Consider the following 21,276-nt stretch of genomic DNA (forward strand, 5'->3'; position numbering starts at 1 on the left):
TGCGGCAGGGCAGGGATTAGCGAATGGTTTTAGGTGTCATGACGCGACGCGCGCCGACATAGTGACGAACCCAGTAGTCTTCACTCAGCGAGGTGATCTGAATATCCTGGCCGCTGCGTGGTGACTGAATGAATTTCCCGTTACCAACATAGACACCGACGTGGTCAGCTGTGCCGCGCCCTTGTGTGCGGAAGAAGACCAGATCGCCGTTTTCCAGCTCGCCACGGTCAACCGGAGAAGCATCGCGCAGGTGGTACATTTCATTGGCGGTGCGTGGAATGCGGAACTTCACCAGATCTTTATACGCGTAATAGACGAGGCCGCTGCAGTCAAAACCGGTACGCGGGGAGCTTCCACCCCAGTGATAAGGTTTACCAATCTGCCCCATCAATTTGTTCATCGCCGTCTTTTGCGCTTTCTGGACGCGAACTTTATGCACTTCTGCGAGTTTGGTGACCTTCGTACATTTCGCTTTATGTCCTTTACGAGTGATGCATTTTTCAGTCACGAGGTTGGCGGCAGTCTGCGAGGCTTTACTTTTGGATGTGTGAGCAGTGCGGGAAGATTTTGTTTTGGTCTTGCTGGAAGTGGTTTGTTTAGTCTGAGCAGTTGTTTTTTTCTTGTCGTTCTTACTGGTGGTTTTTTTCTTACGTTCTGTGGCTTTCACCAGATGGTTCTTTTGCACAGCAGAATGCCGCGCCTGCTGAGAGGCGTTTGCCACTGGCGTGAAAGTGAGTGATGTAAACAGTAAAGCACAGAGCGTGATCGAGATTTTATTTATCCGCGCCACTGGGCAGTCCCCTGATAAATGCAGGTCATCTATAGCACCTGCGTATGATTTACAAAGCCCGTCGATTCTAATCCATAAAAACCCGAGAAGTTAATAGCATTTTTCAATCTACAATCGTGTTTCGTTAGCAAGTGCAAAAAAATTCATCGTTCTGTCGCATATTTGTTCATTCCCTAAGCAAAACCCTGACCGCAGCAGGGTTAAACACCATTTGCAATGCAACTTTTCATGACTCGCGGTAAAATAAATAAACGTGACAAAAATGTTATTTTCCGATGCCAGTCTGAACCGCTACAATGTCAGACTAATGCCGTAACAGAAGTTAAAGGAAGCAAGACATGAGCACCACTATTGAAAAAATCCAGCGCCAGATCGCTGAAAACCCGATTCTGCTGTATATGAAAGGTTCTCCGAAGCTGCCAAGCTGCGGCTTCTCCGCGCAAGCAGTTCAGGCACTGTCTGCCTGTGGTGAGCGTTTTGCTTACGTTGATATCCTGCAAAACCCGGACATCCGCGCTGAGCTGCCTAAGTACGCTAACTGGCCGACTTTCCCACAGCTGTGGGTAGACGGCGAACTGGTTGGCGGTTGCGATATCCTGATTGAGATGTATCAGCGCGGTGAATTGCAGCAGCTGATCAAAGAGACGGCGGCTAAGTACAAAACTGAAGAGCCGGACGCAGAGTAACATTCTGCAGAAATAAAAAAGCGACCTCTTCAGGTCGCTTTTTTTTACTCTTCGCTGTCACCCATCGGCAGCGGCCAGCCGCCCAGACGTTTCCAGCGGTTAACAATCTCACAGAACAGTTCTGCGGTGCGCTCCGTGTCATACAGGGCAGAGTGTGCCTGCGTACCGTCAAACTCAATACCTGCCGTGATACAGGCCTTTGATAACACTGTTTGTCCCAGCGCCAGGCCACTCAGGGCGGCGGTATCGAAGGTGACAAAAGGGTGGAAAGGATTTCGTTTGAGCGAGGCACGCTCTGCGGCGGCCATGGTAAAGCTGTGATCGAACGTGGCGTTATGGGCCACCATGATCGCGCGGCTGCAGTTGCTCTCTTTCATGCCTTTACGCACCATCTTAAAAATGGCGTGCAGCGCATCATATTCACTGACTGCACCACGTAGCGGGTTATGCGGGTCGATACCGTTAAACGCCAGTGCTTCCGGCTGTAAGTTTGCCCCTTCAAAAGGATCAACGTGGAAATGCAGCGTAGTGTCCGGTGTAAGCCAGCCCTGTTCATCCATTTTCAGCGTGATGGCGGCGATTTCAAGCAGCGCATCGGTTTTAGCGTTAAATCCGGCTGTTTCTACATCAATGACAACGGGATAAAAACCACGAAAACGGTCGCACAGACCGCTAAATTGAGCGTTATCGGACATCAGGGTCTCTTACATGGGGAAAAAGCAGAGCGCATTATGGCAAATTTTGGAAGGGTATGCAGTAAAACTACGGGCGCATATTGCGCCCTGAGGGATCAGTTACCCAGACCGCGACCGGCATCTTTAGCTTCAATCAGCTCGATTTTATAGCCGTCAGGATCTTCAACAAACGCAATCACGGTTGTGCCACCTTTGACCGGGCCCGCTTCACGCGTCACGTTACCACCGTTGCGGCGAATGCGTTCACATGCTTCGGCAGCGTTATCTACTTCCAGCGCGATATGGCCGTATGCTGTACCCAGCTCATAGCTGTCTACGCCCCAGTTGTAAGTCAGCTCAATGACCGCTTCATCCGTTTCCGGGCCATAACCCACAAATGCCAGTGAGTATTTATATTCCGGGTTTTCACTGGTGCGCAGCAGTTTCATACCCAGTACGTTAGTGTAGAAATCAATAGAACGTTGCAGATCGCCAACGCGCAGCATGGTGTGAAGTAGGCGCATAATTTCCTCATTAACCTATGGAATAGAATATGTTTTTGAACAGAAACGATGTTTTAGTATAGCGGCGAATTGTCGCCGCTATCAATGCTCAATGGAGGGATTACAGAGAAGGGTAGTCGGTGTAGCCTTCTGCACCACCGCCGTAGAAGCTTTCCGGACGCTGTGGGTTCAGCGCCGCTTTCTGCTGCAGACGGGCAACCAGATCCGGGTTGGCGATGTAGTCGCGGCCAAACGCGACGGCGTCGATCAGGCCTTTATTGATCAGGTCTTCGGCTTTCTCAGGAGTATAGGCTCCCGCACCGATGATCACGCCGTGGAAACGCTCGCGCACTTTCTGACGGAAAGTGTCGGTGTAAGGTTGACCACCGGCCCAGTCTGGCTCGGACATGTGCAGATAAGCAATACCACGTTTCGCCAGCTCTTCAATCAGATAGAGCGCGTCCGCTTCTTCGTTCGGGCCGTTGTCGACGTTCTGGAAAGAGCCAATCGGAGAGACGCGGATGCCGATACGCTCCGGGCTCCACTCCTGGCATACAGCGTCAACCACTTCCAGTACCAGACGGGCACGGTTTTCGACGCTGCCGCCATACTGGTCAGTACGATGGTTAGATGACGGTGACAGGAACTGGTGCAGCAGGTAGCCATGAGCGGAGTGCAGCTCAATCAGGTCAAATCCGGCTTCGCGCGCATTGGCTACGGCCTGGCGGAAGTCGTTAACAATACCCGGGATCTCGTCCAGCTCAAGCGCGCGTGGCATAGAGGTATCAACGCGGATTGCGTGACCATTTTCATCGCGCAGAGAGGTACGGGTATTCGCGCTCAGGGCGGAAGCGGAAACCGGTGCCTGACCGCCAGGCTGAATGCTGTTGTGAGAGATACGACCGGTGTGCCAAAGCTGGACCGCAATACGACCCTCTTCAGCGTGAACACCTGCGGTAATTTTCTGCCATGCGGCGATCTGCTCCGGGCTATGCAGACCTGGTGCACCTGCGTAACCCTTAGCCTGAGCAGAAATCTGCGTGGCTTCAGTGATGATCAGGCCAGAGCTGGCGCGCTGACGATAATATTCACCCATCAGTGGGGTTGGGATATCACCTGGCTCAATGCTGCGCAGACGAGTCAGCGGAGCCATGAATACACGATTTGGGGCAGTAACAGCGCCCACTTTCAATGGGGTAAATAATTTTTCAGCTGACATAAAGACTCCTGAGTAGACCAGTCGACTAGTAATAAGGTAAATAAAAACGCCTGTTAAACGCCAGGCGTAGTAATGCTGTTTTTCACATGTGCCAGCGCGCTTTCCAGCGGCACGGCACTGCGCGAAATCTTGGCCTGCAGATTAGCGCCCAACCAGAGGGCGTATAAAACCTGCGCCTGAGTTAAAGGTTCACCGGGAAACGCCAGCGTTTTTTCATCGCGGCCTTTCTCCAGTGCCTGAGCCAGCAGGGCGATAACACCGCTGGCACCTTTATCCATTGCCGTGCGCATGTCTTCGGAGAGATCGCACACTTCAGCAGAAAGTTTTACCGTCAGACAACCGCTGATAATGCCCTGCTGGCAGAACTGGTTCAGCGTTTCCTGATAGTAGTTCAGAACACGATCGCGATAGTTACCTTTACCCGATGCAAAGTGAGACGCCAGACGCTGGTGATAACCAGCATAATGACGCTCCAGCATTGCGACGCCAAATGCCTCTTTGGACCGGAAGTAGTGGTAAAACGACCCTTTCGGTACCTCAGCGGTTTTTAATAGCTCGCTCAGACCCATACCAGTGAACCCGCGATGCATGCAAAGTTGCTCGCCGGTCGCCAGTAAATGTTCGCGGGTATCGTGTTCAGTATTTCTGCTCATGGCCGCACTCTAATAGACCGTTCGGTCTAATGCAAGCGAGTTTATTGACGACACGTGTTCAGAATATCCAGTTGCTGCTGATAAACCTTTGATTTCACATCCATCATACCCAGTACAGTCGAGAACAAATTGTCCTGAGAAACCGCATTTTTTGCAGCATGATCACGTAAACACTGTTCGTTGATGCCAAAGTTTTTCGCATAGTCCGGAGATAACCAGAACATAAACGGAATGTGCGTTTGCTGTTCCGGTGCCAGCATGTACGGTGTACCGTGCAGATAGATACCGCTTTCACCCAGCGACTCACCGTGATCTGAGAGGTAAATCAGCGCAGTGTTCATGCTTGCCTGTCGCGCCTTCAGCGTATCAATTGTCTTACTGACTACGCTGTCGGTATACAGGATGGTGTTGTCATAGGTGTTTATCAGCGCCTGATGATCGCAATCCTGGATTTCGTTGGTGTCGCAGGTTGGGGTGAATTTACGGAAATTATCCGGATATCGGCGATAGTACGCGGGACCGTGACTGCCCATCAGGTGAATAACCAGAACAGTATCTTGCTTCAGGCCATCCAGCACGTTGTCCAGACCATAGAAATTCACGTCGTCGATACAGGATTTGTCTTTGCAGAACTGATCCAGTTTCCACTGCGTCATGTCGGTATGCGGAATGCGATCGCAGGCGCCTTTACAGCCGCCATCGTTGTCGCGCCAAAGAAGATTGACACCCGCATGGTTGAGCACGTCAAGCAGCCCTTCCTGGTGGTGAGCCAGGTCAGCATCGTATTTGCTGCGTGTCATGCCGGAGAACATGCAGGGGACGGAAACGGCAGTTTCGGTACCACATGAAGAGGCTTGCGGGAAGTTAATCACATCCTGCTTTTTCAGTTCCGGGTTCGTTTCACGCGTGTAACCATTCAGGGAGTAGTTCGCCGCGCGGGACGCTTCGCCGACGACAAGCACCAGAACGGTTTTCTTTTTCTGGCCTGAAATCAATGGACCCTTGTGTGCATCTTCACCAATCCGCACCAGCGTTTGATCGCCTGCAAACCAGCGCATTTTGCTGTACTTCACCACGGCACTGACATAGTTCGCCGGAGTGACCATTTTGACAATGCTTTTGTTATTGCGAAACAGCGACGCGTAATCTTTATAAAATACGGCGGCGATGAGGATAATCACCATCAGGGCACCGAGCATCGCGGCAACACGCATCAACAGGGTATACCACCATTTCCCGGTACGAATGCGGGTCAGTGCCAGCACGACGGATGGAATGAGACCGGCAACCACAAGCCACAGAATCATCTGCGGTGTTACCAGGGCGGTGGCTTCCTGGGAGTTCGTTTCGAACACGTTCACGATCATGTTCTGATCGATAACCGCGCCGTAGGTATACATAAAATAGGTTGCTGCGGCGCAGCCGATAGTCAGCACAATCAGCAGCGGCTTGCGAATAAAGGGAATATTGAGCAGGCTAAACACAATCACCCAACCGCAAAAAAGCACCAGCGGTACGGTTGCGGCAAAGAGGATGTCGTGAAGATGGGCAGGGGCGATAATTGCCCAACTGCGCTGTATAAATAGCCCGTTCACCAGAGTAAAGAAGAGTGCACAGCCCAGAGTAAATTTAATATCGTTACACTGTAACTTTTTAATTGACCACATTGAGTGTAAAACCTGTCATTTTAATGATGGGGCGAGTATAGAGAGGGAAGATTAGTGAAACCTTAATGCCACAAATCTGTGGTAAAGCCCTTGCACGCGGGATGTTTAACGTCTTCACTGTAAGTGATAGCGGTAATGTGGAGGTGAGTGTGGCAGAGCAACTGGAGTTTTTCCCCATCCAGAGCCCGTGCCGGGGTATTTGTCAGGTGGATGAACGCGGATATTGCCGCGGGTGTATGCGTACCCGTGATGAACGTTTTAACTGGCAAAACTTTAGCGACACGCAAAAACAGGAGGTGCTTCGACTTTGCCGACAGCGACTTTTGCGCAAAATACGCGCAAACAAAGCGGGTGAGGCAGAAGAACCCCAGCAACCTTCACTGTTTTAAACGGGTAATTGCGTATACTCATGACATTACATCCTTGAGGAAAATGTTATGGTTCAGCGAATTACCCTTTCCCCCCAGGGGCCAGAATTCTCCCGTTTTGTAATGGGCTACTGGCGTCTGATGGACTGGAATATGTCCCCCCTCCAGCTGGCGAGCTTTATTGAAGAGCATCTCGATTTAGGGATCACCACGGTCGATCATGCCGATATTTATGGTGGCTATCAGTGTGAGGCCGCTTTTGGCGAGGCGCTTAAGCTGGTTCCGGCACTGCGCGATCGTATGGAGATCGTCACGAAGTGTGGTATTGCCACCACGGCAAAACCTGAGCACGCTCTCGGTCATTACATCACCGACAGTGCGCATATCATCAAAAGTGCTGAGCAGTCGCTGGTCAATCTGGCGACGGATCATATCGACCTGCTGTTAATCCACCGTCCCGATCCGCTCATGGATGCCGATGAAGTGGCTGAAGCATTCCTGAATCTGCATCAGAGCGGGAAAGTCCGTCATTTTGGCGTCTCAAACTTTACCCCGGCACAGTTTGCGCTGCTTCAGTCGCGCCTGCCATTTACCCTGGCCACTAACCAGGTTGAGATCTCCCCGGTTCATCAGCCGCTGCTGCTGGATGGGACGCTTGATCAGCTACAACAGCTGCGTATTCGCCCGATGGCGTGGTCGTGCCTGGGAGGGGGACGCTTGTTTAACGACGATGAATTCCAGCCGCTGCGCAATGAACTGGAAACCATCGCCTGCGAGCTCAATGCTGAGAGTATCGAACAAGTGGTGTACGCGTGGATCCTGCGCCTGCCGTCAAAACCACTGCCAATTATTGGTTCCGGTAAAATTGAACGCGTACGCTCTGCGATTGCGGCAGAAGAGCTGCAGATGACTCGTCAGCAGTGGTTCCGCATCCGTAAAGCCGCACTCGGCTACGACGTACCGTAAACCAGCAAAAAGTGACTTTCCGGTGAAATCTTTGCCCCTGGTATAAACTTAAGGGGCAAAAAATAACCCGTGGAGGTCTTATGAAGCGTTTTGTTCTGGCTCTCGTCACGCTGGTTGTCTGCGCAGGCGCGCAGGCGGCCAGTGATGAAGTGGAAATGAATCTTGTCACCTCTCAGGGTGTGGGGCAGTCCATCGGAACGGTGAAAATAACCGAGACCGACAAGGGACTGGAGTTCGCACCCAACCTCAAAGCGCTCCCACCTGGTGAACATGGTTTCCATGTTCATGCCAACGGTAGCTGTCAGCCTGCGCTGAAAGAGGGGAAAGCCTCGGCGGCGGAATCAGCGGGCGGCCACTTTGATCCCCAACACTCCGGTAAACATGAAGGTCCGAACGGGATGGGGCATCTCGGCGATCTTCCTGTGCTGGTGGTGAATAACGACGGTAAAGCCACGGAACCCGTCGTTGCCCCGCGGCTGAAAAAGCTGGCCGAGATTAAAGGTAAAGCACTGATGATCCATGTTGGCGGTGACAATATGTCCGATCAGCCTAAACCACTTGGTGGCGGTGGAGTGCGTTATGCCTGCGGGGTAATTTGATCCCCAATGGTTCCCGGAGGAGGCGCTTGCTCCAGCTGTGACAGCGAGCAGTGCAGGCGCCAGATGATCGAGGCCAAATCACGGGCTGCAGGCAAATGGTGCCGTGCGAGGGTATCGCAGATCCGCTGCAGCTCAGTCAGTGTAGCTTCCAGGGGGCGCTGCTGAACACCGCGTTCACTCATGACATCGCGTAGAAGGGAGATGCAAACATCCCGAACCTGTGAGAGTGGATCAGAGCGTGTTTCCCACACGCGAAGTTGCCAGACGACGTGCGAACAGTTCAACAGCACTACGCCCCAGCGCAACAACCAGCGGCGGGAAAGTGCGTCCTGGCTGTTATTCAACTGGCTGACATGGTGATAAACCAGCGATTCATACTCATTTTCACTCAAATGCGGTTTACGACTGAGCTGGTCGACAAACCCCCGGCGTAACTCTCGGATGTGCCGTCGGCTCTTGCGTGCATCTGAACCGGGGCGTAACACCGCGAAGGCCAGCCAGGCCAGCCCGACACCGAGGATCTTCGCCAGGTTGTCATTGAGAAAACTGGCGTAATCGTAAACCGGCGGATTCGTCACGGAAATAAACGACCCCATAAAGACAATCAACTGTCCCCATAAACCCGCCAGTTTGGGCATTTGCAGCTTCAGAAGCTGCATGGTGGTTAACAACGGAAACAGAAACAGCAGGAACTGCCACAGGTCACTTACCTGCACCATCAGGCCAAACTTCACCACAAAACTGAACAGCGACAGCAACACGAGCGTGCGCATCAGCAGCGTAAGAGAGTTAAATGGTGAGGCTGCAACGGAATAAAGCACACAGCTGATGGCTGCGAGCGTCAGGGCTGCCGTACCGGAGTCCCACTGTGTGGCGATGCTCCACGCCCCCACCAGCATCAGTGCGCAGAAGGTGCGAAAACCGCTCCACAGTGCTTCGAGATAATCTGTATGGCGTGCGAGCGCTGGACTACCCGGGACGTTGAATTCAGTCACCGGGGTGGCATTCTCGACGGCGTTAATCCAGCGGCTGCTGCGCAGATACAGCCGGCAGAAATAATTAAGACGCTGCCAGAAGGCACGATGACGATAATCGTACTCATCGACTGGTGCGAGCGGAGCGATGATCTTCGCGACGGTGTAGATATCCGCATCCGGGCGTGCAAGGGTTGCGAGCAACACGTCAATCACCGCGCGGGTGTTTTCAGGTGGCGTCGGCCAGTTGAGTAGCATCCGGCGCAGGCTGGAGATAGCACTGGTCATGCGCAGCTGCTGGTGCAGCAGATAGTTAAGCAGGGTATTCTGACGGCGAAAGCGGTAATGACTCCAGAAGGCCTGAATGCGTAACAGATTCATGGTCAGGATCTGACCGATAACCTTTTCATGGGCGAGACGGATCTCATCGTTGGTATCGGGTTGCCACAGCAGGCTTGCGTGCTCCAGCAATCGGGCATGCATGGTTTTCAGCGCGGTGATGAGCGCGGTGCCGTCGGACGTACTGGGCAGGATCATCATCATGAACCCGCCGCTGAGAATACCGACAATCACTTCACAGACGCGCGCCTGCGCGATATCCCACAGTTCGGTGGTATCGAGTACGTTAACCACCGGAAAGGCAATGATGGCAGCGGTATAGCCCGCCAGCTGGAAAGCATAGGCGACGTTATTGGTAAAATGGGCGCAGGCCCAGGTACAGCATCCCAGCCATGCTGCCATGCTCAGCAAGAAGAGCCATGGATCATTCAGCGTATGACCTGCGATAATTAACGCTGCAGTGGCACCCAGCAGGCTGCCTGCAATACGACCAAGGCTTTTACTGATAACACCTCCGACCGTGGGGAAACTCACCACCGCCGCAGAGGTCATGGCCCAGTAGGGTTCATCGAGATCCAGGTAATAGGCGATGGTCAGCGCAAGACACATCGCGATGCCATTACGCAGCGCGTAGCGCCACTGGGGGCGCGTTGCTTTCATCCACGGCGTGTTACGCCAGGAGAGCACCTGCAGTTTCATTAACGGGTTCCGATGGAGACGGTACAGGTCGTGCCGGATACCAGGGTGATGTCCTGCGGTAAACGGTCAAACTCTACGCGAACCGGAACGCGTTGAGCCAGACGCACCCAGGGAACGTTCGGCTTAATATCCGGTACCAGGCCGGAATCCGTTTCAACGCTTTGATCGTATATCGCCCGACCAATACTGGATACGTGACCCTGTAACTTTCGAGAGCCACTGTAAAGGGTAATGGCTGCCGGCGAACCCTCGCGGATATGGCGAAGTTTGGTCTCTTCAAAATAGCCCACGACATAGAAGGAGTGGCTGTCGACCAGCGCAAACACCGGCTGTCCGGTAGTGGCATAGTTACCGACACGGGCTGAAAGGTTGGTCACCCAGCCATCGACAGGCGACGTAATAACGGTTTGGGTCAGCTCCCACTGGGCTTGTTTCAGCGTAGCCTCAGCCACGTTGACGCTTGCCTGCATGGCCTTAACGTTGATATTCGCGGTATCTAGATCTTCCGCAGAGATGTAGTTTTGCGATAAGTGTCGGCGGCGGTTTGCCTCATTGTTGGCTTTGGCTAAGTCAGACTGCGCTTTCGCCAGTTGAGCCTGGGCATTCAAAATTGCAATGTGATACGGCGTATCGTCGATTCGGAATAAAACGTCTCCCTTTTTAACGTACTGGTTATCTTTAACGAGAAGCGCCGTGATACTCCCTGAAACCTGGGGAGTAATGCTGACCTGTTCAGCGCGAATTTTGCCATCACGCGTCCAGGGGGACTGCATATAAAAATTCCACAGCCACCAGCCTGCAACCAGCGCGAGAGCAAGGACAAACAACGTGGAAAAGTACTTCAATGTTTTCAGAGGCATATTCACCACACCACCAGGACAGCAAGGCCCAGACACACGGAGAGGGCAAACAGGGAGAGATCCATCAACATGGGATGCCAGATTTCGCCGGAATACATCCAGTCGCGAAGCAGACGATGTGCGATGAGCCAGAGAATAAAACCTACCAGTACGGCTTTAAACAGAGGCGGAAAGTAGACTGATGCACCGAAGATCAAGTCCTGAAGGGGCAACCCCTCTGAGTGATGAAAAAACGTCACAGGTAGAAATCCTTTGCAGTGAACAGAATGTCACAATGGCTTGTCTTAGTATGATGAGGTATCACAATTCAGTGTAAGTCATACTTTTAAGTTCCATGAATGCAGTATTGCATTTGTTTTGGCAATATAAATGCTGCACACTATTCTAAAATCAGTATAATAACTTAGCAAGCTAATTATAAGGAGATGAAATTGGAATCGCCATTAGGTTCTGATCTGGCAAGGTTGGTACGCGTCTGGCGTGCTCTGATTGACCATCGCCTGAAACCTCTGGAATTGACACAGACACATTGGGTTACGCTGCATAACATTCATCAGCTGCCGCCTGAACAGTCGCAAATTCAACTGGCAAAAGCGATAGGTATTGAGCAGCCGTCACTGGTGCGTACGCTTGACCAACTGGAAGAGAAGGGACTTATCTCCAGACAAACCTGCGCCAGCGATCGTCGCGCAAAGCGGATTAAACTCACAGAGAAAGCGACTCCCATCATCACTGAAATGGAAGCAGTGATTACCAAAACGCGGGGTGAAATCCTCTCAGGTGTTTCTCCGGCGGAGCTTGAAATGCTCATCAGTCTTATTGGACGCCTGGAACAAAACATCCATGAGTTGCAGGCACGCGACTGACACTACACAGGGCCTTGCGACAGCAAGGCCTTTTTCATTTAAAGATAACTACGCGGTTACGGCCGGTCTCTTTTGCTTCGTACATTGCCTTATCGGCACTTTCCACGCACTCTTCTGCGGTAATCCCTGATGAGGTTGCCGTAAATACTCCCATGCTGATAGTGATCGGTTCCGGTAACTGCCCCTCGCTGCTGGCCTTATCAAAGCCGCTCAGATTGAGTCGTATGCGTTCAGCCACCTTGTAAGCCTCCTCTGAAGAGGTGTTAGCCAACATCAGAACAAACTCTTCGCCACCGATACGGGCCGCAATATCTTGTGGGCGCACGGAATCCATCAGCAGATGAGCGACGAACTGCAACACTTTGTCTCCCTGGAGATGCCCATAGTTGTCGTTGATGCGCTTAAAGCGGTCGAGGTCGCTGACGACAACAGAAACAGGTCGACTGGCTTTGGCGATACTCAGGGCCTGATTTAATGATTCATAGAAATAACTACGGTTATAAAGGCGAGTGAGTGGATCGCGGATCGAGTTCTGATAGGACTGCTGATATTTTAAGTGTGAGTCGCGATACAACCTGAAAACATCATAGAGCAGAACAAAAATAATAAGCAGCGTAGCAACTGTCTCAAATAAACGGGCACGATACCAGGCGATATCTTCGGCGTGTCCGCCAGCCAGAAGCATTGTCAGCGTCACAATATAACAGACGCATAAAAAATTACCGCCAACCCAGAAAAGATTTCGTACGCGGGTAATAAACATTAGTGTTGCTAACGTCACTATCCAAAGAACAATGAGAAGAATATTAATGGCCTGGCTCCAGAGAACCATAAACTGCCGGGTTTCATTATCGACAAGATCCAGTAATAACAGTGATGAATGGCTGGAACAGGACCAGGCCAGGGCCACCATAGTGACAGTAAAGATAAACGCACTGGTAACGATGGAAATATGTACCGCACGTGAAAGGGGGTAGTCTCTGATGGTATAAAGTAGGGCTGAAAGGATTATCAGAACCGCCATTAAAAGATGACGGAACATAAAGAAGATCATGGCATCATTATAATTAACGGCGTTGAACTGATAGAGATCTAACCATGCAGGGAAGCTGGATAGCGTACCGACCATCAGCATAGCCGAGCCAGCGAAGGCTAAGGCAATCGCAACCAGATACAACCTTTTTCGGTCACACCAGTATTTCATTGTCATAAAACAGGCAATAAAAAGATGGAATACCAGTAAAAATATGGTGAGTGTAGGGAATAAGAGAGGCGAAAACGTGGGAACCCGTTCGACGAGCTCTAAAAATAAGCCCTGTAATAGCGCAATGACGACCACGCAGCCGACACAGAACAAGAAATAACGATTCTTCACATAATGATTCATCACAAGCATATAAGTTTTTAACAAATTTATAATAAGCAACCAAAAGATAATTGTGATGAGTTTAACTAATGAGTGTGATAAATACTTTGCGCAGGAACAATATCAAGACTCATTAATAATAAGTTAAGTGAATATTTGTGTGAAAGTATTTATTAAATCTATGTTTTTGTAAATGGATGTGGTCGGATGACCACATCCAAAAAAGAATTAACGAGGAGACACGGTAACCTGGCTTCCGTTGCTCGCCAGAACAACGCGCTGGCCTGCTGAGAAATGGGTGCTACCTTGTTTCTGAACAACCATAATGGTGCTGCCATCATCTTTACGAATTTCCAGTTCTACGCCCTGGCTTTTGTTCATCGCACCCTGAACGCCCTGGCCTGCTACACCACCAGCAACGGCGCCTGCTGCGGTCGCCAATGAACGGCCTGTACCACCGCCGACGGTATTACCCAGGAAACCACCCAGCACGGCACCACCGATTGCGCCCATCACGTTGTTTTCATCACCACCCTGAATTTGTACAGGACGGGCATTAACAACGGTACCGTAAGTCACATTCTGAACCTGTTTCGCTTCAGAAGCGCTGTAAACGTCGCCAGAAAGTGAACTGTCATTCACACAGCCAGCCAGGGTTAAACCAATCAGCGAAACGCCCAGTACACGTAAAATCATTTGAATCTCCTGTTCACCAAAAACGCCCAATTGAGGGCATCCGTTATGGCTAAATTATATGGCATAAGGGGCCATAGTTCATATCTTTGCACTAACAATAGGAAAATTGTACTTGAATTTGACTTAACGAGACATAAACAGTCTTCGCACGTGTTACCCGTCTGACATTGTTAAAAAATATTATCGCCGGATAGCAAAGCAGGGCTGTTTATGGTTGAGTGGATACTCTTAGCCCACGCAACGTAAGGAAAGCGCATGAAATCGGGTCGCTACATTGGTGTGATGTCAGGCACCAGTCTGGATGGGGTAGATGTCGTTCTGGCCGCTATTGACGAAAACATGGTGGCGCAGCAGGCGAGCCTGACCTGGCCAATCCCCATTTCACTGAAAGAGGATATTCTGAGTATCTGTCAGGGGCAGCAACTCACCCTTTCCCAGCTAGGGCAGCTCGATGTACGTCTGGGAGCGCTGTTTGCTGATGCGGTTCAGGCGTTAATGCACAAAGAACATCTTCGTCCACAGGATGTGGTTGCCATCGGGTGTCACGGACAAACTGTCTGGCATGAGCCAGGTGGCGAAGCACCGCATACTTTGCAAATTGGTGATAACAACCAGATTGTGGCAAAGACCGGTGTAACGGTGGTGGGCGATTTTCGTCGTCGCGATATTGCGCTTGGAGGACAGGGCGCACCGCTGGTGCCCGCTTTCCATCAGGCTTTACTGGCGCACCCTTCTGAACGCCGTATGGTGCTCAATATTGGTGGTATCGCCAATCTGTCGATGCTCATCCCGGGACAGCCCGTACGTGGCTACGATACCGGCCCGGGAAATATGTTAATGGATGCCTGGATCTGGCGTCAGTGCGGTCAGCCGTATGATAAAAACGCGGAGTGGGCGAGTGCGGGTAAAGTGATTATTCCGCTGTTGCAGTCCATGCTAAGCGACCCTTATTTTGCCCTTCCGGCACCGAAAAGCACGGGGCGCGAATATTTCAACTATGGCTGGCTTGAGCGCCAGCTGGCGCAATTCCCGGCACTCGCACCGCAGGATGTCCAGGCAACACTTGCCGAGTTAACGGCCGTGTCGATATCTGAACAGGTGCTTCTCAGTGGCGGATGCGAACGTCTGCTGGTGTGTGGGGGTGGAAGCCGAAATCCGCTGGTGATGGCACGTCTTGCCGGGCTACTGCCGGGGACAGAAGTCACGACGACAGATGAGGCTGGCATCAGTGGGGATGATATGGAAGCGCTGGCCTTTGCCTGGCTTGCCTGGCGCACGATTGCCGGGCTGCCTGGGAATTTACCATCGGTAACCGGTGCGCGCGAGGCGAGCGTCCTTGGTGCCATTTTCCCGGCCAACCCTCGTCATAATCAGAGTTAACTGAAATTCAGCGTCGCGTATTGCCGTTAGAATGGAATAAAAACAGGAGGGCAGTCATGCCCTCCAGGACCAGGAAAGTCGTCGGAATACGCCCATGAAAAAACTCCTTCTTATTGTCGCGCCTTTGTTGCTGTCAGGATGCAGCGTCTATAACCAGCTCGTTGAGCGTATGCAGACCGATACACTGGAGTATCGTTGCGATGAAAAGCCGCTGACCGTTAAGTTGAATAACCCGCGCCAGGAAGCCAGTTTTGTGTACGACAATAAATTGCTGACCCTGAAGCAAGGCATCTCGGCCTCCGGTGCACGTTATACCGATGGTATCTATGTCTTCTGGTCAAAAGGGGACAGCGCCACAGTCTACAAACGTGACCGTATCGTGCTGAACAATTGTCAGCTCGAAAATCCGAAGCGTTGAGATTTTTACAGGGGCGGCGCACAATAGCGCCACCCAATCTCAATGTCAGCTAATGCCATGTCAGATAACGACGAACTGCAGCAAATCGCGCATCTGCGCCGTGAATACACCAAAGGTGGCCTGCGTCGCCAGGACCTTCCCGCTGAACCCCTCGAGCTTTTTGAACGCTGGCTGAAACAGGCTTGTGAAGCGAAACTGGCCGATCCGACGGCGATGGTTGTCGCGACGGTCGATGAAAGCGGTCAGCCGTATCAGCGTATCGTATTACTCAAGCATTATGACGAGAAAGGTTTGGTGTTCTACACCAACCTGGGCAGTCGCAAAGCACACCATCTGGAAAACAATCCGCGTATCAGCCTGTTGTTCCCGTGGCATATGCTGGAGCGTCAGGTCATGGTGACAGGCAAAGCGGAACGACTCTCGACGCTGGAAGTGGTGAAGTATTTCCACAGTCGCCCGCGCGACAGCCAGATTGGCGCCTGGGTCTCAAAACAGTCGAGCCGAATTTCCGCTCGCGGTGTGCTGGAAAGTAAATTCCTGGAGCTGAAACAGAAGTTCCAGCAGGGGGAAATCCCCCTGCCAAGTTTCTGGGGCGGTTTCCGTATCCCGATTGAGCAGATGGAGTTCTGGCAGGGGGGCGAACATCGCCTGCACGATCGCTTTTTATACCAGCGCGACAATGGCGGCTGGAAAATCGACAGACTGGCACCGTAATCCCCGAAATTTGTTGATTTAAGCGCTAGCGCACACCGCGCTTGCGCTTTATTCTATGGTCCTTTCGCATCAGGCGAAAAGTCGTGTACCGGCAAAGGTGCAGTCGTTTATACATGGAGAATTTGATGGCAAGCAGTAACTTGATTAAACAATTGCAAGAGCGGGGCCTTGTGGCCCAGGTGACGGACGAGGAAGCGTTAGCAGAGCGACTGGCGCAAGGCCCGATCGCGCTCTATTGCGGCTTCGATCCCACCGCTGACAGCTTGCATTTGGGGCATCTTGTTCCATTGTTATGCCTGAAACGCTTCCAGATGGCGGGCCATAAACCTGTAGCCCTGGTTGGCGGTGCGACAGGTCTGATTGGTGACCCAAGCTTTAAAGCCGCTGAGCGTAAACTGAATACCGAAGATACCGTGCAGGAGTGGGTGGATAAGATCCGCAAACAGGTTGCGCCGTTCCTTGACTTCAACTGTGGTGATAACTCCGCCATTGCCGCGAACAACTACGACTGGTTTGGTAGCATGAACGTGCTGACCTTCCTGCGTGACATCGGCAAGCACTTCTCTGTTAACCAGATGATTAACAAAGAAGCCGTGAAGCAGCGTCTGAACCGTGACGATCAGGGTATCTCCTTTACCGAGTTCTCTTACAACCTGCTGCAGGGGTATGACTTCGCCTGCCTGAACAAACTGCACGGCGTTTCCCTGCAGATTGGCGGTTCTGACCAGTGGGGTAACATCACCTCCGGTATTGACCTGACCCGTCGTCTGCACCAGAACCAGGTCTTTGGTCTGACTGTTCCGTTGATCACTAAAGCCGACGGGACCAAATTCGGTAAAACCGAAGGTGGCGCGGTATGGCTTGATCCGAAGAAAACCAGCCCGTACAAATTCTACCAGTTCTGGATCAACACGGCGGATGCCGATGTTTACCGCTTCCTGAAGTTCTTCACCTTTATGGACATTGAAGAAATCAATGCGCTGGAAGAAGAAGACAAGAACAGCGGTAAGGCGCCACGTGCACAGTACGTACTGGCAGACGAAGTGACCAAACTGGTTCACGGTGAAGAAGGTCTGGCCGCGGCAAAACGTATTACGGCAAGCCTGTTCAACGGTACCCTGAGCGATCTGAGCGAAGCGGACTTTGAACAGTTGGCGCAGGACGGCGTGCCAATGGTAGAGATGGAAAAAGGGGCTGACCTGATGCAGGCGCTGGTGGACTCTGAGCTGCAGCCTTCCCGTGGTCAGGCGCGTAAAACTATCGCGTCCAACGCTATCACCATCAATGGCGAGAAGCAGTCCGACCCGGAATACACCTTCACTGACAGTGATCGTCTGTATGGTCGCTATACGCTGCTGCGTCGCGGCAAGAAAAATTACTGTCTGGTCTGCTGGAAATAATTAAAAGTAGCCAGGGGGCGTGGGAAACCACGCCCCTTTTGTTTTTACAGGGTTTGGTAAGAAAAAAATGAAGAACATCCTCGCCATTCAGTCCCACGTTGTTTTCGGACATGCTGGCAATAGCGCCGCGGAATTTCCAATGCGCCGCCTCGGTGCCAACGTCTGGCTCCTCAATACCGTACAGTTCTCCAACCACACGCAATACGGCCAATGGACCGGCTGCGTAATGCCGCCTTCACACCTCACGGAAGTTGTGCAAGGTATTGCCGATATCGGTCAGCTCAAACGTTGTGACGCCGTACTGAGCGGTTATCTCGGCTCAGCGGAGCAGGGGGAGCATATCCTTGGCATCGTACGTCAGGTGAAAGCATCAAATCCGTCGGCAAAATTCTTCTGTGACCCTGTTATGGGACATCCGGAGAAAGGCTGCATCGTGGCACCAGGTGTCGCAGAGTTTCATGTCCGCCATGCGCTGCCCGCCAGCGATATCATTGCGCCAAATCTGGTCGAACTGGAGATCCTTTGTGAGCATCCCGTTAACAGCGTAGAAGAGGCGGTAAGCGCGTCTCGCGAGCTGATAGCCCAGGGGCCAGAAATTGTGCTGGTGAAACATCTCGCGCGCGCAGGGCTTAGCAAGGACCGTTTTGAGATGCTGCTGGTGACGAAAGATAATGCCTGGCATATCAGCCGTCCGCTGGTGGATTTTGGCCCGCGTCAGCCGGTAGGGGTTGGGGATGTGACCAGCGGTCTGCTGTTGGTGAAATTGCTGCAGAGTGCAACGTTGCGAGATGCCCTGGAGCATGTCACGGCGGCGGTGTACGAAATCATGATTGCGACGAAAGAAATGCAGGAGTATGAATTACAGGTGGTTGCGGCACAGGATCGTATCGCGAAACCGGAGCACTATTTTAGCGCCACTCAGCTTTAAACACCGCCTGGCGGCGCTACGCTTGCACGGGCCTGCGGAATTTGTAGGCCGGGTAAGCGTCAGCGCCACCCGGCAACACAGGCCGCTCGGTTAGTTCAACCCTTCCGCTTTCAGCGCTGCAGCTACCGCAGGGCGTTCTGCCATGCGTGTCATATACGATGCGATATGGTCTAACCCTTCCAGGTTCAGTTTAACCGCACGCGCCCAGCGCAGTACGGTAAACAGGTACGCATCGGCAATGGTGAAACGCGAACCACAAATCCACTGTTCGTCTTTCAGCGATTCGTTAACGTACTGAAGCTTTTTCTCAAGAAGAGCACGCAGGGTGGGTTTGTACTCTTCTGGTGTATCGGGACGGAACAGCGGCGTAAAGCCTTTGTGCAGCTCGGTCGCAATATAGTTCAACCATTCCAGCGTTTTGTAGCGAGAAACCGTGCTTACCGGTGCCAGTAACTGGCGATCGGGCACACCGTCTGCCAGGAACTGCATAATCGCCACGCCCTCGGTCAGCAGAGTACCGTCATCCAGCAGCAGTGCCGGAACTTGTCCCTTCGGGTTAATGGCAAAAAAGTCATCGCCATTTTCCAGGCGCTTTTTCATCAGGTCAACGCCATCCAGCGTGAAATCTTTGCCGCTCTCGCGCAGGGTGATATGGGAAGCAAGAGAGCACGCGCCCGGTTTGTAGAACAGTTTCATCGGTAACTCCTTTTTGCTGAGGTTTCAGCTATGTTAGTGCGCGAACGGGTAAAAAAAAAGCCGCTAATGCATTAGCGGCTTCTGTTATGTCGTTTCTCAATGATATTACGCGGTAGCGGTTTTAGTCGCTTTAGCGGTCTTGTCGTCGTCCTGAGTCATACGATTCAGTTTCGGTGCCGTCAGCAGCATCAGAGCAGCGATGACTGCTGTAGCGACACCAATCTGCATGAATACAGTGCCGTAGACGTTCAGAGAGACCAGTGGGTCCGTGACGTTATCCGGAACGGCCATCAGGTTCGCAATCTTACCTGCAATGATTGCTGCACCGGCAGTGGTCAGGAACCAGCTACCCATAATGAAGCCCATCAGACGCTGTGGCACCAGCTGTGCAACCATCGCCAGACCCAGACCGGAGATCATCAGTTCACCGATAGACTGCAGAGCATAGCTCAGGATCAGCCAGTTCACGGAAACGATACCTGCATCAGTCGCGAACTTAGTACCCAGTGGCAGCACCAGGAAAGCGCCGGAACACAGTACCATGCCGATAGCAAACTTGTGCGGCATTGGCAGACGGTCACCCATCTTGTTATAGATTGCGGCAAGAATTGGGCTGCCAATCATAATCCAGAATGGGTTCAGGGCCTGATACTGCTCCGGTTCGAATGCGATACCCAGAATGGAGTGCTCAACGTTACGAATAGCGAAGAAGTTCAGAGAGGTTGGCATCTGGCTGTACAGTACGAAGAAGATAATCGCTTCCAGCATCAGAATGAACGCCACAATCATCTTACGACGCGCAGCACCCTGCATGGCGAAGGCTTCTTTCGCGAAGATAATCACGATACCCAGTGCAACCACACCCAGAACAGCACGCGCGATACCCTGGTTGTGCAACAGCCAGGTAGCGATTCCTGCGAGGATCACAACACCTACAATGGTCGCCAGCAGTTTGCCCACATGTACGGGTTCGAAGTCAGGTTTTGAACCGTAGTTTTTAACCCAGCGTTTGCAGAAGGCAAAGTTGACAACGGTGATCAGCATACCGACCACAGACAGTGAGAACGCCACGCTCCAGCCGAATTTAGCGGCCAGCCACGGTGTTGCCAGCATGGAGAAGAAGGAACCGATGTTCACGGACATGTAGTACATGGTGAATGCACCGTCCAGACGCGGGTCATCTTTGCTGTAACAGGTAGAGAGCAGGGAAGACGGGTTGGCTTTGAACAGCCCGTTACCAACGGCGATGGTCGCCATGCCCATATACACGACAGCAGCATCATGGCCTGACCATGCAACCAGCGCATAACCGATTGCCAGCACAATGGCGCCCAGCATGATGACGCGTTTAGTACCGAGAACTTTATCACCCAGCCAGCCGCCGATTGCGACCAGACCGTACACCAGAGCACTGAAGGAGGAGAACAGCGTGATGGAATCGGCTTCGGACATACCCAGCTGTTTTACCAGGTAAACCGCCATGATCCCTTGCAGGCCGTAATAACCAAAACGCTCCCATAACTCGATAGAGAATATGAGATAGAACGCTTTTGGTTGTTTAAAAGCGTTAAGACTTACGCTTTCATCTGTTGGTTTATTGTTTGCAGTAGACACATATACCTCTTTTTTTACATCCCATATTAACGGGGGTGTTCATAGCGTGATGGCCGTAGTCCATACGCCTTATAGTTATTTTGGGAGGAGAAACGGCGGGTAATGTTCACTATCCTGCTCCATCTGGCAATACGTTTGTAATAATCTGTTACATATATCTTGAGTGGTATAATCATCGGTTTATATAAATGTTATTCAGAG

At 52.0% G+C, this 21,276-nt stretch carries 23 protein-coding genes; 10 read left to right on the top strand and 13 right to left on the bottom strand.

The window, feature by feature from the left end:
• Positions 1-16: 16 nt before the first annotated feature.
• Positions 17-790, bottom strand: a complete 774-nt coding sequence (locus HED65_RS16965) for a C40 family peptidase (protein ID WP_114979449.1) — start codon at positions 788-790, stop codon at positions 17-19.
• Between the two features lie 338 nt (positions 791-1,128).
• On the opposite strand from HED65_RS16965, the gene grxD reads away from it, so the two are divergent.
• The gene (gene grxD / locus HED65_RS16970) at positions 1,129-1,476 is read left to right on the top strand and encodes a monothiol glutaredoxin 4 (protein WP_003832760.1); all 348 of its coding nucleotides are present in this window, start codon (positions 1,129-1,131) and stop codon (positions 1,474-1,476) included.
• Between the two features lie 44 nt (positions 1,477-1,520).
• On the opposite strand, the gene rnt is transcribed toward grxD, so the two are convergent.
• The 5 genes from rnt to eptA all read right to left on the bottom strand — a co-directional run bounded on the left by rnt (position 1,521) and on the right by eptA (position 6,192).
• A complete protein-coding gene (gene rnt, locus HED65_RS16975; RefSeq protein ID WP_049006331.1) occupies positions 1,521-2,171 on the bottom strand; it encodes a ribonuclease T in 651 nt (216 codons plus the stop codon).
• A 95-nt stretch (positions 2,172-2,266) separates the two neighbouring features.
• Positions 2,267-2,674: a lactoylglutathione lyase gene (gene gloA / locus HED65_RS16980; protein ID WP_114979450.1), complete on the bottom strand. Its 408-nt coding sequence runs from the start codon at positions 2,672-2,674 to the stop codon at positions 2,267-2,269.
• 100 nt (positions 2,675-2,774) lie between these two features.
• Positions 2,775-3,872: an alkene reductase gene (locus tag HED65_RS16985; RefSeq protein ID WP_114979451.1), complete on the bottom strand. Its 1,098-nt coding sequence runs from the start codon at positions 3,870-3,872 to the stop codon at positions 2,775-2,777.
• Positions 3,873-3,925: 53 nt separating this feature from the next.
• On the bottom strand, positions 3,926-4,525 hold the full coding sequence (locus tag HED65_RS16990) for a TetR/AcrR family transcriptional regulator (RefSeq protein ID WP_114979452.1): 600 nt from the start codon (positions 4,523-4,525) through the stop codon (positions 3,926-3,928).
• Positions 4,526-4,566: 41 nt separating this feature from the next.
• Positions 4,567-6,192 carry a phosphoethanolamine transferase EptA gene (gene eptA, locus HED65_RS16995; RefSeq protein ID WP_114979453.1) on the bottom strand — a complete coding sequence of 542 codons (1,626 nt, stop codon included), beginning with the start codon at positions 6,190-6,192 and terminating at the stop codon, positions 4,567-4,569.
• 101 nt (positions 6,193-6,293) lie between these two features.
• On the opposite strand from eptA, the gene HED65_RS17000 reads away from it, so the two are divergent.
• The 3 genes from HED65_RS17000 to sodC all read left to right on the top strand — a co-directional run bounded on the left by HED65_RS17000 (position 6,294) and on the right by sodC (position 8,125).
• Positions 6,294-6,581 carry a DUF1289 domain-containing protein gene (locus tag HED65_RS17000; RefSeq protein WP_168112405.1) on the top strand — a complete coding sequence of 96 codons (288 nt, stop codon included), beginning with the start codon at positions 6,294-6,296 and terminating at the stop codon, positions 6,579-6,581.
• Positions 6,582-6,629: 48 nt separating this feature from the next.
• On the top strand, positions 6,630-7,526 hold the full coding sequence (locus HED65_RS17005; RefSeq protein WP_114979454.1) for an aldo/keto reductase: 897 nt from the start codon (positions 6,630-6,632) through the stop codon (positions 7,524-7,526).
• Between the two features lie 80 nt (positions 7,527-7,606).
• Positions 7,607-8,125, top strand: coding sequence for a superoxide dismutase [Cu-Zn] SodC (gene sodC / locus HED65_RS17010; protein WP_114979455.1), 519 nt, complete (start codon positions 7,607-7,609; stop codon positions 8,123-8,125).
• Here the strand turns inward: sodC and HED65_RS17015 are convergent.
• Genes HED65_RS17015 through HED65_RS17025 form a run of 3 tightly spaced genes read right to left on the bottom strand, consistent with a single transcriptional unit; the run spans position 8,104 to position 11,236 of the window.
• Positions 8,104-10,137: an FUSC family protein gene (locus tag HED65_RS17015; protein WP_114979456.1), complete on the bottom strand. Its 2,034-nt coding sequence runs from the start codon at positions 10,135-10,137 to the stop codon at positions 8,104-8,106. The two genes, sodC and HED65_RS17015, sit on opposite strands and share 22 nt — an antisense overlap.
• Positions 10,137-10,997, bottom strand: a complete 861-nt coding sequence (locus tag HED65_RS17020; protein WP_114979457.1) for an efflux RND transporter periplasmic adaptor subunit — start codon at positions 10,995-10,997, stop codon at positions 10,137-10,139. Before HED65_RS17020 ends, HED65_RS17015 begins: the two co-directional genes overlap by 1 nt.
• Positions 10,998-10,999: 2 nt before the next feature.
• Positions 11,000-11,236, bottom strand: a complete 237-nt coding sequence (locus HED65_RS17025; protein WP_114979458.1) for a DUF1656 domain-containing protein — start codon at positions 11,234-11,236, stop codon at positions 11,000-11,002.
• Positions 11,237-11,422: 186 nt separating this feature from the next.
• Between HED65_RS17025 and slyA the strand changes: the two genes are divergently transcribed.
• Complete coding sequence (gene slyA / locus HED65_RS17030) at positions 11,423-11,863, top strand: transcriptional regulator SlyA (RefSeq protein ID WP_114979459.1); 441 nt, start codon at positions 11,423-11,425, stop codon at positions 11,861-11,863.
• Between the two features lie 34 nt (positions 11,864-11,897).
• On the opposite strand, the gene HED65_RS17035 is transcribed toward slyA, so the two are convergent.
• Together HED65_RS17035 and slyB are read right to left on the bottom strand one after the other, a co-directional pair.
• On the bottom strand, positions 11,898-13,259 hold the full coding sequence (locus HED65_RS17035; RefSeq protein WP_114979460.1) for a sensor domain-containing diguanylate cyclase: 1,362 nt from the start codon (positions 13,257-13,259) through the stop codon (positions 11,898-11,900).
• 198 nt (positions 13,260-13,457) lie between these two features.
• On the bottom strand, positions 13,458-13,925 hold the full coding sequence (slyB, locus tag HED65_RS17040) for an outer membrane lipoprotein SlyB (RefSeq protein WP_114979461.1): 468 nt from the start codon (positions 13,923-13,925) through the stop codon (positions 13,458-13,460).
• Positions 13,926-14,180: 255 nt separating this feature from the next.
• On the opposite strand from slyB, the gene anmK reads away from it, so the two are divergent.
• The 5 genes from anmK to pdxY all read left to right on the top strand — a co-directional run bounded on the left by anmK (position 14,181) and on the right by pdxY (position 18,765).
• On the top strand, positions 14,181-15,305 hold the full coding sequence (gene anmK, locus HED65_RS17045) for an anhydro-N-acetylmuramic acid kinase (protein WP_114979462.1): 1,125 nt from the start codon (positions 14,181-14,183) through the stop codon (positions 15,303-15,305).
• Positions 15,306-15,399: 94 nt separating this feature from the next.
• The gene (mliC, locus tag HED65_RS17050) at positions 15,400-15,723 is read left to right on the top strand and encodes a C-type lysozyme inhibitor (protein WP_028017302.1); all 324 of its coding nucleotides are present in this window, start codon (positions 15,400-15,402) and stop codon (positions 15,721-15,723) included.
• Between the two features lie 57 nt (positions 15,724-15,780).
• Positions 15,781-16,437: a pyridoxamine 5'-phosphate oxidase gene (gene pdxH, locus HED65_RS17055; RefSeq protein ID WP_114979496.1), complete on the top strand. Its 657-nt coding sequence runs from the start codon at positions 15,781-15,783 to the stop codon at positions 16,435-16,437.
• Positions 16,438-16,562: 125 nt separating this feature from the next.
• The gene (gene tyrS / locus HED65_RS17060) at positions 16,563-17,837 is read left to right on the top strand and encodes a tyrosine--tRNA ligase (RefSeq protein ID WP_114979463.1); all 1,275 of its coding nucleotides are present in this window, start codon (positions 16,563-16,565) and stop codon (positions 17,835-17,837) included.
• A 67-nt stretch (positions 17,838-17,904) separates the two neighbouring features.
• The gene (pdxY, locus tag HED65_RS17065; protein WP_114979497.1) at positions 17,905-18,765 is read left to right on the top strand and encodes a pyridoxal kinase PdxY; all 861 of its coding nucleotides are present in this window, start codon (positions 17,905-17,907) and stop codon (positions 18,763-18,765) included.
• A gap of 90 nt (positions 18,766-18,855) precedes the next feature.
• Here the strand turns inward: pdxY and gstA are convergent, their stop codons facing one another.
• Together gstA and dtpA are read right to left on the bottom strand one after the other, a co-directional pair.
• Complete coding sequence (gene gstA, locus HED65_RS17070; protein ID WP_114979464.1) at positions 18,856-19,461, bottom strand: glutathione transferase GstA; 606 nt, start codon at positions 19,459-19,461, stop codon at positions 18,856-18,858.
• 105 nt (positions 19,462-19,566) lie between these two features.
• Positions 19,567-21,075: a dipeptide/tripeptide permease DtpA gene (gene dtpA, locus HED65_RS17075; protein ID WP_114979465.1), complete on the bottom strand. Its 1,509-nt coding sequence runs from the start codon at positions 21,073-21,075 to the stop codon at positions 19,567-19,569.
• Positions 21,076-21,276: the final 201 nt, after the last annotated feature.

This window comes from Pantoea sp. LS15 (assembly GCF_012241585.1).
In the GTDB taxonomy this organism is placed as follows: domain Bacteria; phylum Pseudomonadota; class Gammaproteobacteria; order Enterobacterales; family Enterobacteriaceae; genus Enterobacter.

Excerpts from the sequence above, each read along its gene's own strand:
- grxD (WP_003832760.1), top strand. The coding sequence starts at position 1,129 with ATGAGCACCACTATTGAAAAAATCCAGCGCCAGATCGCTGAAAACCCG.
- rnt (WP_049006331.1), bottom strand. The coding sequence starts at position 2,171 with ATGTCCGATAACGCTCAATTTAGCGGTCTGTGCGACCGTTTTCGTGGT.
- gloA (WP_114979450.1), bottom strand. The coding sequence starts at position 2,674 with ATGCGCCTACTTCACACCATGCTGCGCGTTGGCGATCTGCAACGTTCT.
- HED65_RS16985 (WP_114979451.1), bottom strand. The coding sequence starts at position 3,872 with ATGTCAGCTGAAAAATTATTTACCCCATTGAAAGTGGGCGCTGTTACT.
- HED65_RS16990 (WP_114979452.1), bottom strand. The coding sequence starts at position 4,525 with ATGAGCAGAAATACTGAACACGATACCCGCGAACATTTACTGGCGACC.
- eptA (WP_114979453.1), bottom strand. The coding sequence starts at position 6,192 with ATGTGGTCAATTAAAAAGTTACAGTGTAACGATATTAAATTTACTCTG.
- HED65_RS17000 (WP_168112405.1), top strand. The coding sequence starts at position 6,294 with ATGTTTAACGTCTTCACTGTAAGTGATAGCGGTAATGTGGAGGTGAGT.
- HED65_RS17005 (WP_114979454.1), top strand. The coding sequence starts at position 6,630 with ATGGTTCAGCGAATTACCCTTTCCCCCCAGGGGCCAGAATTCTCCCGT.
- sodC (WP_114979455.1), top strand. The coding sequence starts at position 7,607 with ATGAAGCGTTTTGTTCTGGCTCTCGTCACGCTGGTTGTCTGCGCAGGC.
- HED65_RS17015 (WP_114979456.1), bottom strand. The coding sequence starts at position 10,137 with ATGAAACTGCAGGTGCTCTCCTGGCGTAACACGCCGTGGATGAAAGCA.
- HED65_RS17020 (WP_114979457.1), bottom strand. The coding sequence starts at position 10,997 with ATGCCTCTGAAAACATTGAAGTACTTTTCCACGTTGTTTGTCCTTGCT.
- slyA (WP_114979459.1), top strand. The coding sequence starts at position 11,423 with ATGAAATTGGAATCGCCATTAGGTTCTGATCTGGCAAGGTTGGTACGC.
- HED65_RS17035 (WP_114979460.1), bottom strand. The coding sequence starts at position 13,259 with ATGCTTGTGATGAATCATTATGTGAAGAATCGTTATTTCTTGTTCTGT.
- slyB (WP_114979461.1), bottom strand. The coding sequence starts at position 13,925 with ATGATTTTACGTGTACTGGGCGTTTCGCTGATTGGTTTAACCCTGGCT.
- anmK (WP_114979462.1), top strand. The coding sequence starts at position 14,181 with ATGAAATCGGGTCGCTACATTGGTGTGATGTCAGGCACCAGTCTGGAT.
- mliC (WP_028017302.1), top strand. The coding sequence starts at position 15,400 with ATGAAAAAACTCCTTCTTATTGTCGCGCCTTTGTTGCTGTCAGGATGC.
- pdxH (WP_114979496.1), top strand. The coding sequence starts at position 15,781 with ATGTCAGATAACGACGAACTGCAGCAAATCGCGCATCTGCGCCGTGAA.
- tyrS (WP_114979463.1), top strand. The coding sequence starts at position 16,563 with ATGGCAAGCAGTAACTTGATTAAACAATTGCAAGAGCGGGGCCTTGTG.
- pdxY (WP_114979497.1), top strand. The coding sequence starts at position 17,905 with ATGAAGAACATCCTCGCCATTCAGTCCCACGTTGTTTTCGGACATGCT.
- gstA (WP_114979464.1), bottom strand. The coding sequence starts at position 19,461 with ATGAAACTGTTCTACAAACCGGGCGCGTGCTCTCTTGCTTCCCATATC.